Genomic DNA, 11,749 nt, shown 5'->3' with positions numbered 1-11,749 from the left:
AGACTTTTCTTGCAAAAACGATAGATTTGAGATCTTAAATCTCAACTTCTTCTAAACCTCGTGAGTCTAGGCGATAGATCTTTTGGCAGACTTGTCTGAGGTAGTTGACATCATGCGATACCGTCAGAATTGCCCCTGGATAGTTCTCGAAGAGCTGTCGGACTTGGGGCTGTGAGGTGGGGGAGAAATTTCTGGTTGGTTCATCTAGGATAAGGAGCTGAGGGGCTTCTAAGACCAGGTGTAGTAGGAGTAGTTTTCCTTTCTGTCCTCCAGATAAATCAGAGATTGCATGGTTCATTTCATCATGACTAAAGTTGAGGTTAGCGAGATGGGAGCTTATAACCTCTCGTTCAGACTTGTCGCCAGTCTTACTCAAAAACGCTATTGGAGACAAATCCAGTGGCAAGATAGTGTCATAACGTTGGGGCATGTAGCCAATGGTCAGGTCTGTCTTCTGGCTAAGTTTTTGGTAGAGATAGTGTAAGAGAGTAGATTTACCGCAGCCGTTATCTCCAACAATACCAATTTTTTCCTGGCCTTTCAAAGAAAGTTTGAGGTGGTCAATGGTCAGGTGAGGAGCTATGTTTATCTGCTTTTCATCCAGATTTAAGAGATATTTCCCCTGAGGTAGAGGGTCAATATGAGAAAAGAAAAGTTCAATACTGTCTTCTTTATCAGGCATCTGTGTCATGTCTTGGGCAAGGCGGTCGTAGCGTTTTTCTTGTGAGAGGACTGCTTTCATCTTTTTAGCAACCAATCGTCCTTGTGTACTATCATGCGTATTGCGTAGGGTGGTTTGGACATTTTGTTTGATACGGCGATGCTTAGCCATGGCTTTGTCATAGGCTTTTTTCTCGGTTTTCGCTTGCTGCATCTGTTGTTGGTAGCTATCAGTGCGTTGTTGGCTATAGTTATCATAGTCGAGGTGCTCCACACTGGTCCTCGCCTGTCGACGACGTTTAAGGAGTTCCAGATGGATAATGGTATCCGCTGTCTGGCTTAGTAGGTCCTCGTCATGTGAGATATAGACAATCGTTTTATCAGAGTGCTTGATAAAGTCTTTTAACCAAGTCATAGTAGTCAAGTCCATATCGTTTGAGGGCTCATCAAGAAAAATGACGTCGTGGGGACGAGCTAATTCTCGGATGAGTTGAATTTTGAGTTTCTCACCACCTGATAGAGTGGAGATAAGCTGACTACTAGCAAAACGCTCACTATCAAAATGAAGTTCATCAGCCAGACGATAGAGGGTGGCATAGTCTAGGTCATAAGTGTCCGCAAAGAAGTAGTCGTTAAGGGTTAGAGATTGCAAGCTATCCGAAATCTGTTGGGGAATATAGACCTGTGGGCTATCTGTTTTGTTAATAGTTCCCTCGTAAGATAGATGGTCAAAATGTGCTTTTGGATTGACCAGAAGGACAAGGAGACTAGATTTTCCATTGCCTTCCTCCCCAATGATGGCGACTTTTTCGCCTGTAGCTATCGTTAGATTTAGATCATGAACGAGTTCACGCAAATCCTTGGTATGTGTTATGGTTAGGTGTTGAATCTGTATCATAGGACCTCCTAGGTCAGAGTATTTGTCGATATTGTTTCATGGGAAGTAGTTTTTTACTTCAAACAATATCAAAGGTCAAAAAACAGTCCTACCTTATAAGATAGAACTGCCTTGAAACTAGCTAAAAAGCCCTCTAGGAGATAGTGATAGTGTGGATGCAAAAAAACTCCGATACCATCAACAAGTTTTCTACAGAAAAAGAGCGCAAAAAAGACATGAAAACAATCTATCAAATAAAGCAGGTTTATTGTGAATAGACTTAGTTGTTCATGTCTCCATTTACCTCCGAATGTTACTTGTCTCGATTGTACGCTGTCAGAGAGCTTTTGTCAAATGAAAATCGAAAATCCAGCTCTCTTAGACCGCCGATGTACCTTATCAATAGTCCCCACCTATGCTGTGAGTGGAATAGGATAGATCTACTTTATTATAGAAAATAAATCTATATAAAGTTATAAAGAAGCCGAAGTCAATTTAACTCTTGAAATTAGCTGAAAAAGCAGATATTGAAGATTATTCAAACCAGTAAGGTCTAAGTCTTTCTATACTTAATGATTAAGGCTACTTACAAACGTTATTTGCTACAAATAAAAAATATCTCAGTTTCAAAATCCAAACACTGAGTAAATAAACATTCTGGCTGACTCGAGCAATTTGGAGCATGTCCAATCTTTTTAGTGTCTAATATTTGTGATGTACTTTTGGCTGTCTGATAGACTTCTTGGACGTCGATTAGCAAATGAGTCAAGATATGATTGTAGTGTTTGAAAAACAAAAAAATAAATTTACTTACTTTTTAACATGCGGATATAATAGGCTAATTTTTTTGCTTCAACGAGAAGAAATATTAAAGCATAAATGAGAATATCAGCTATTTAAACTAGTTTTATTTTCTCATGAGTTTAGAATGATAACATGTTCAAGTCGATTAGGTTAAAAATGAAAGTGAATTTTATATTTTCATAGAAACTTGGAAATACGCCATAATAAAGAATTTTGACATATTTTAGGTGGAATTCAGGAAGTTAAAACAATAAAATTATCAGACAACTAATTTTATTTTAAAAAAGTGAGATTAAAACCTTGACTGTAAATTGTCAGAATGTTAGAATGTGGAGTGAATCATGACTATGAGAAAACTGACTTATAATCATGTGACCTATAACTAACTATCTTTTAGAGGGAGATTTTTAATGAAAGACTTTTTTAATAGACGCCAACGCTTTTCATTGCGTAAATATTCGTTTGGTGTCGCTTCAGTCTTGCTAGGAACAGCACTTTTTGCTGCCCATAGTGCACAGGCAGATGAAGTAGCAACTCCAACTGTATCGGCGGGTAATCCGGGCACATCCGTAGCAGGAGAAAGTTCAAGTAGTTTAGTCAATACTACGACAACAGCACCCCAATCAAATCCAGCAGCTAGCGTGACTTCCCCATCTGCTTCTGCAACGTTTACATCAACAATTCCTTTGGGATCACCAGCTTCTGAAGTAGCAAGTGCTTCAACAACAGAAACAACGTCTACAGCTACAGCACCAGCGACAACAGCAACAGCTGCAGCTACTGCTAGCTCAACTCCAACAGCTGCGGGTACTACATCTGTAGGTTCAGCAACTTCTTCTTCAACAGGTGCAACTAGCACATCAGCTGTAACTCCAACAGCGGTACAACCTACAGTGGCACAGCCAGTCGCTTCAACAACACAACCGACGGCTACAACACAACCTGTATCAGCGCCTACAGCTACTCAGCCAGTCGCTTCAACACAGCCTACATCGGCTTCAGTGGCACAACCTGCAACGACAACTTTGACAACGTCAACACCAAGTCCAACGTCTGCTGCGAATACAGCAGCCTTGACAACAATGTTGACGGCGAACCCAATGTCCGCTGCAGGAACTGCAACAGAAGTACGTAGTCGTAGCAGTCGTAGACGTCGTTCGCTTGATAATCCAGAATCAACAAGTTCCACAACTGGTGCAGCACTAGCGACACCAATTATGAGTGATCCTAACGGAGCAACGATTACTAACCGTCCTCTTGTTGTACCTACGCCAAAAGATTCAAATGGTCATATTACGGCTGGTATTAACTACCAATTGAATCCAAATACTTCTCAGTATACTTATGTCGTTACTGATTTGATGGGATTCAATGAAGAATACAACACGAAGTACTATTATCGTATGTCTAAACCATACGACAACTCTACAAATGTAACCATTGAGTTGGTAGATGGTGCTACAAACACTGTTAAAGAAACAAAACAAATCAATGGTGCTGGTACTGTTAACTTAGGTCAAGCTACACTTGCTCCTATTTCTGGGGCTAAGCAGGCCTATATTGAGTTCCGTTTTGAAAATATTGTGGATGCAGATAAAACAAACCGTCCAGCTCTACGTGCAACTTGGAAATACAATGGTAGTGCTAATGATTTTGATGGCCAACGTTCGGCTATTCAAATCTATGATGTAGTTAATCCTGCTAATGAAGGTACTACAATCACGGATCCACAATACTACATTCCACGTCTAACTCATAAAACAACGTATTATAAAGTTGTTGATAAAAATGCATCAACTTACAATAAGAATCGTCTTGTTGGTAAATTTGTTCAAGATGCAAATGGGGACTATATTAAAAACTCATCTACTGCGGGTGATTATAAACTTGTAAATAAAGCTGGTACGCCAGATGTTAATACACAGTCATATAGAGAAACTGGAAACGAAGAAAGTCTAGGTAGCTTTACCCTAACTGCTATGGAAGGACAGAATTTCCATGCCTCAGCCCTTCGTGCTTTTGAAGGTTACAACCTTTATCAAACAGCAGATTCTCGCTCACTTGTAGATGTACTTAAAAAGCCTTATCAAGTAGGCCAACGTTGGTTTGACGTCGCCAATGCAGAGGGTGGTGTTAAACGTATTAAGGAAGTTGTCAAAGAGGATGGTACCGTCCGTATCGAAATGTGGGCCATTAAGTCTGATAGCTTAAACAAGATTGCTAAAGACGTAAATACTGATGGCTATGTAAAAGTTTACGAGACAGTCATTCGTCCGGGAAGCAATAACCAAATTGACCATCCAGAAGATTTTGGTAAGAATCCTACCATTGATGATGCTGGTTGGAATAGAGATAATAATACGCCAAGCTATGCAGGTCTTAAACCTGAGTTTAGAGATAAGCTTGTTATGGGGCAACCTTTTACTATTTTCTCAGATAAACAAAACACTAACTATAAGGGTGACTTAGAGTTTGCTAGAGGTCGAGGCGCAGACTTTATTTATAAACGTCCAGATGGCACTTTCTATCGAATGGTCTGGGCTGGGGTTGTAGCACAAAATAATGTTGAAATTAAAGAAGATCCTGTAAGTGCTACTGAGGCTGCTCAATATAGTCCACGTTATTCTTCTGCAGGTGAGTTTTATGTAAACCGTGGTAGCTCAGATACGTCCTATACGATTAATGGTGTTCCAGTTGCTTCAGGTAACATTTTCCGTTTGGAAAATAAATTGACACCTAGCTATGAAACGATTTACTATTATGTAAAAAACGAACCTATTGATATTGAACTTAAGCTAAAGAAAGTCCTAAAGAGTCTTAATACGACAGTACAACCTGAATTGAAAAAGGGAGCCTTCTCCTTTAATATAACAAATGTTGCGGCAGATCCTGCTAATCCACTCGAAAAAGATGGACCGGCTATTAATGCGACAGTAACAAACAAGGAAGATGGTTCTATTCCCTTCACTCAAAAAATAAGACAAGCTGATGGTACTGAAAAAGAAGTATCGCTTATCCAATTAGACAAAGTTGGTATCTATAAATATCGTATTACAGAAGTAGCTGGTTCTGATACTGAAGTTGACTATGATGGAATGAGTGTTACGGCAACCGTTACAGTTACAGAAAAGAAAGACTCTTCTGGCAACTACTTGGGTGAGTATGAATATACTGTTACGTACACTTCAAAAAATGGTCAAGATGACTCTGGAAACACTGATGTTTCAGCAACAAATCCGACGGGAACCGGTACTGATACAGAATTCAATAACTTTGTTGTAGCTCCAGTAAACGTTGAATTTGACTTTACGAAGAAATTATCTGGTCGTAATCTGAAAGCAAATGAGTTTACTTTTAATCTTTTGAATGAAGCAGGTGCAGTGGTTGGCACTGCAAAAAATGATGCGAACGGTAATATTAAATTCACGGGCATTAAATACAAAGTTAGTGACCTTGGAACAAATTCTGCAGGAAAGCGAAATGACAGCAAGACCTTTAACTACACTGTAAAAGAGGTTGTGCCAACGACAGCCGAAGCTGGTATGTCTTATGACCAAATGGAAGCGAAAGTAGCTGTTACAGTTACTAAGACAGGTCATACTTTGACAACTGCTACAACTTACTCATCAGTTAATGGTATTGATGCTAATGGTAACCCAACGACGGGTGTAGATAAAGAATTTAACAATACCTTCACACCGAACCCAGTAAAAGTAAACCTTGAGTTCGATAAGTCTCTTTCAAATGGTACGCTTAATGCTGGTGATTTCAGCTTTAAATTGACTGGTGACGGTAATGTTAATGAAACGGTAACAAATAAAGCTAATGGTAAGATTAACTTTAGTACGTTGTCATTCGATAAAGCTGGTGTCTATAACTACACTGTAAAAGAAGTACCTGGAACAAACACAGATGTTGATTATGATGCGATGACAATCAACGTGAAGGTTACCGTAACAAAAGATGCCAATACGGGTCTATTGTCAGCAAGCACGGTGATGACTTCATCAGGTGGTGAAGCAACAGATGCCAATGACAGAGTCTTCAACAACTTTGTCGTTCCTCCAGTACCGGTAAATGTTAATTTCACAAAAGCTTTAGCAGGTCGTACACTTGTAGCAGGTGAATTTACATTTGAAATGAAGGATGAAAACGGAGTTGTTGTTGCTACTGGAACCAATGATGAACATGGTGTTGTTACCTTTAATCAACTCCCAGAAGTGAAAAATGCTCAAGTTGGTAAAGTCATCAAGTACAAGGTGACTGAGAAAGTTCCAGCTAACAAAGAATTCGGTGTCACTTACGATAACATGGTTGCTGAGGTTTCTGTGACTGTTTCTAAGAATGCAGACCACACTTTGAAAGCAACGGTAACTTATCCAGGTGGAGATACAGAGTTTAACAATACGGTGACTCCTCCAACAACGCCAGATTTCCAACCAGAAAAATTCATCGTTAACAAAGAGAAATTTGACATCACTGGTAACAAGTTGATGGATGACGACAATGAGTTGACAAATGAATACACTGAAACAAATGCGGATCCATACGTAGACAAGACAAACAACAATGAGCCTGAAAACTTGAATACCAAGACAGTTAAGAAGGGCGATGAGATTGTTTACCAAGTATGGTTGGATACAACAAAATTAAAAGCAAGTGACAATATTCAAGCTGTTGGTATTACAGATAAATATGAAGCTGACAAACTAAAGATCAATGCTGCAGATATCAAAGCTTACGATTCAGTAACGGGTACAGATGTAACCTCTAAGTTTGTCATCACAGTAAACAACGGAGAAATCACTGCAACTTCTAAAGACGAGTTTATCAAAGATAAAGTTATCGACACAACTAAGTTCGAGTTTGGCCGTTACTACAAATTTGATATTCCTGCCACTGTTAAGACAACGACTCCAGATGGTGTGGATATCGAAAATACGGCAAATCAAATTGTTCACCAGTACGATCCGACAAAAAGAGATATCACTAAGCCAGAAAAACCAACACAAAAACGTGTCGTAAATCTTCCAATTTCACTTCCTCTTAACTTCACTAAGAGACTTGATGGTCGTCAGCTTCAGGCTAATGAATTTACTTTTGAACTCCGAAAAGATGGCGTTAAGGTTGCTGATGCCCAAAATGATGCACCAAATGCCAATGGTGTTGCCAAGATTAACTTTAAAGCACTTCAGTTCACCCATGCTGATCTTGGAAAAACTTATACTTATACAGTAAATGAAGTTGCGGGTTCAGATGCAACGGTGACATACGATACCATGGTTGCGACGATTACAGTCACTATCCAAAAAGATGGTACGGCTAAAGCTATCGTTGCACACTTGGACCAAGATGCACCAGATAAAGAGTTTAACAATACGGTGAAACCACCTGAAGAACCTAAGTTCAACCCAGAAAAATACGTTGTTTCTAAAGAAAAATTCGATATCACAGGCGACAAGTTGCTTGACGATGATTCTGAATTGACAGACAAGTATGGTGATACAAACGCTAATCCATATGCGGATGGTACAGCTAACAATGAACCAGAAAACTTGAATACGAAGACAGTGAAACCAGGCTCTAAATTGGTTTACCAAGTATGGTTGGATACAACACAATTTAGCGCAACCAACACTGAAAATATTCAAACAGTCGGCATCACAGATAACTATGATGAAGCCAAGTTGAATGTGAATTCAATCAAGGTTTACGATAGCGTAACTGGTGCAGACGTTACTTCTAAGTTTGATATCGCAAACACTGGTGGCGTGATTACAGCGACCCTTAAAGCTGGCTTCACGAAATCACTAGGCGATGCTAACAATACACAAATCATTGATACAACTAAGTTTGCATTTGGTCGTTACTATAAATTTGATATTGTGACAACAGTGAAAACGGATGCCCCAGCAGGAAAAGATATCGAAAATACAGCTGGTCAAATTGTTCACTACTACAACCCAAGAACAAACACAGTTGAGAAACCAGAAAAACCAACTGAAAAACGTGTAAACAGCGTTCCAGTTCCACTTGAGTTGAATTTCACTAAGAAACTTGATGGTCGTCAACTTAAAGCTAACGAATTTACATTTGTTCTTAAGAAAGATGGCGTTGAAGTAGAACGTGCGAAAAATGGTGCTCCTGATGCAACTACCGGTATCGCTAAGATTAACTTCACGAAACTTGAATTTGGTAAGGATGATATTGGCAAGACTTACAATTATACAGTGGAAGAAGTTAAAGGAACAGATTCAACAGTGTCTTACGATGGCATGGTTGCAACAGTAAGGGTTTCAATTTCTCATGATGGTACGGCAAAAGCAATCGTGAAGAATGTTGTAGATGCTCCAGACAAAGAGTTCGATAACCGTGTGACACCACCAGAAGAACCTAAGTTTAACCCAGAGAAATATGTTGTTAGAGATGAAGACTTTGATTTAACTGGTAAGAAACTTTTGGATGATGATTCTGAGTTAGCTGATAAATACGGCGATACTAAGATTAATCCTTACGCAGATAAATCTAATAATAATGAAAAAGTTACTGTCCGTAATGACAAGGGCGAGTTGGAAGAAGTCTTTGAGAACCTCAATACTCAGCCTGTTAAACGTGGTCAGAAATTCTACTATCAAGTATGGCTTGATACAACTCAATTTAGTGCTAACAATAAAGAAAATATCCAAACTGTTGGTATCACAGACAATTATGATGAATCAAAATTGATTGTGACTAAAAACACTATTAAGGTTTATGATGGTGAGACTGGTGCAGATGTGACATCTAAGTTTGACGTTGCTGTTACTAACGGTATTATCACTGCAAACTTGAAATCAGGCTTTACGAAGTCACTAGGTGATGCAAATAATACTCAAGTTATTGATACAACTAAGTTTGAATTTGGTCGTTACTACAAAGTAGTTATACCTGCTACAGTTAGTCAAGATGCTTACGATGGTTCTGAAATCGAAAATACTGCGACACAAACGGTTCATTATTATAACCCAAGAACGCATACAGTTGAGACTCCAGATAAGCCAACGCAAAAACGTGTAAACAACATTCCAACAGCTATTCAGCTAATCTTCGGTAAGACACTTAATGGTCGCAAATTGCAAGCAGACGAATTTAGCTTTGTCTTGAAAGATAAAGAAACTAATAAGATTCTTGAGAAGGCTAAGAATGATGCAGATGGCAAAGTTACCTTCAAGACAATCAACTATTCAAAAGCTGATATTGGTCAAACATTTAACTATATTGTTGAAGAAGAGAAAGGTGACAAACCAGGTGTTACTTATGATGATATGAAGGTTAACGTGACTGTTCAAGTTATTCAGCCTTCTTCTGGTGATCAGTTGTCAACAGTTATCTCTTATGCTACTGAAGGTGGAGATGCCTTTACTGCGGATGATACAGTATTTGACAATAACGTAACACCAAACTTCAAACCAGAGAAGTATGTTGTTTCTAAAGAAAAATTTGATCTTAAGGGCACAAAACTTCTCGATGATGATGCGCCTAACGGTAAGGTTGAAGCTGAAAACTTGAATCACCATACACTTACTCGTGGTCAGAAATTCTACTACCAAGTATGGCTTGATACTCGTGAATTTACAGCTGAAAGCAATATTCAATCAGTAGGAATCACAGATGACTATGATGAAGCTAAACTTGATATTGATGAGTCAGCAATCAAGGTTTACGATGGTGAAACAGATGTTACTGATAAATTTGATATTTCAATCAAAAACGGTGTCATCTACGCAACTTCTAAACCAAGTTTGACTAAACCTATTAGTGCAACTGATGCGACTCCAGTTATTGATACGACTAAGTTCGCTTTTGGACGTTACTATAAATTTGATATCCCAGCAACTGTTAAAAATATTAAAGACAATGACGGTGTTGAGTTTAGTAATACGGCCAATGAAATTGTTCATCAATACAACCCTTACAATAAGCAAGTTACAACTCCTAAAAAACCAACTCAAACACGTGAAAATAACGTTCCAGTTCCACTTGAGTTCAACTATACTAAGAAACTTGAAGGACGTGAGTTGACTGCAGGTGAGTTCAGCTTCTTATTGAAAGACCAAGATGGAAAAGTCCTTCAAACTGTATCAAATGATAAAGACGGACATATCAAGTTTGAACAACTCTTGTTCAGCAAGGCTGATCTTGGTAAGACATTTACTTATACTGTAGAAGAAGTCAATGACAATAAACCTGGTATTTCTTACGATGCTATGAAAGCAACGGTGACAGTACAAGTAACTAAGGATGGTAAAATTCTTAAGACTGTCGTTAATCATGCTTCAGCAGGTGGAAATGCTACAGATGCTAACGACAAAGAGTTCAACAACAAGGTGGTTCCACCAGAAAAACCTAAGTTCCAACCAGAGAAATATGTTGTAAACCAAGAGAAATTTGACATTACTGGTGATAAACTCGTTGATGATGATAAAGAGTTGGCAGACAAGTATGCGGATACTAATGCGAACCCATACGTAGACAAGACAGACAACAACGAGAAAGAAAACTTGAATACTAAGACTGTGAAACGTGGCGATAAATTGGTTTACCAAGTATGGCTTGATACAACTAAATTTGACGCAAACAACAAGGATTATATTCAAACCGTTGGTATCACTGATAACTACGATGAGAAGAAACTTAATGTTAACCAACCAGATATCAAAGCATACGATGGTAAAACTGGTAAAGATGTTACAGCAATGTTCGATATCAAGGTTGAAAACGGTGTGATTACAGCCAACCTTAAAGATGGCTTCACTAAGTCACTTGGTGATAAAGATAATACCCAAATTATCGATACAACTAAGTTTGCCTTTGGTCGTTACTATAAGTTTGACATTCCGGCAATTGTTAAAGACAGTAAGAATGAAAAAGGTGAGTTTGACGTACCTTCTGGTTCAGATATTGAAAACACAGCGGGACAAACAGTTCACTACTACGACCCAACAGTTAAGAAGGTCGTGAAAACACCTGAAAAACCAACTGAAAAACGTGTTGTTAACATTTCAGCTAGTGTTACGTTTGAATTCACTAAAAAACTAGAAGGTCGTGACCTTAAGGCTGGTGAGTTTAGCTTTGTACTTAAGGATAGAAAAGGTAAAGTGATTGAAACTGTAAGCAATGATGCTGACGGTAAGATTAAGTTCTCAGCACTTGAGTACAAACATGGTGAAGAAGGTATCCACTTCTACACGGTTGAAGAAGTGAAAGGTAATGATACTACAGTAACTTACGATAAGATGGTAGCTAAAGTTACTGTTTTGGTAGCTAAGGGTGGTAACGTTATGACAGTAACTTCTAAATTGCCAGAAGATACTGAGTTCAACAATATTGTAACGCCACCGACACCACCAACTCCAGTGGTGCCACCAG

General features: G+C 38.7%; 2 protein-coding genes. One reads left to right on the top strand and one right to left on the bottom strand.

Annotated elements, in window-relative coordinates; translation table 11 throughout:
- Nucleotides 1-34 precede the first annotated feature (34 nt).
- Entirely contained in the window at nucleotides 35-1,558 is a 1,524-nt protein-coding gene (locus HMPREF2697_RS04895) for an ATP-binding cassette domain-containing protein (protein ID WP_070849807.1), read from the bottom strand.
- Nucleotides 1,559-2,751: 1,193 nt separating this feature from the next.
- Between HMPREF2697_RS04895 and HMPREF2697_RS04890 the strand changes: the two genes are divergently transcribed.
- A partial coding sequence (locus HMPREF2697_RS04890) for a Spy0128 family protein (protein WP_070849927.1) occupies nucleotides 2,752-11,749 on the top strand: 8,998 nt, incomplete at its 3' end.

It is taken from the genome of Streptococcus sp. HMSC064D12, from assembly GCF_001837205.1.
Taxonomy (GTDB): Bacteria; Bacillota; Bacilli; order Lactobacillales; family Streptococcaceae; genus Streptococcus; species Streptococcus salivarius_D.
The sequence above is the reverse complement of the archived record's forward strand: the minus strand, read 5'-3'. Positions and strand labels throughout refer to the sequence as shown.

Coding starts and splice junctions, on each gene's coding strand:
- HMPREF2697_RS04895 (WP_070849807.1), bottom strand. CDS start 1,558: ATGATACAGATTCAACACCTAACCATAACACATACCAAGGATTTGCGT.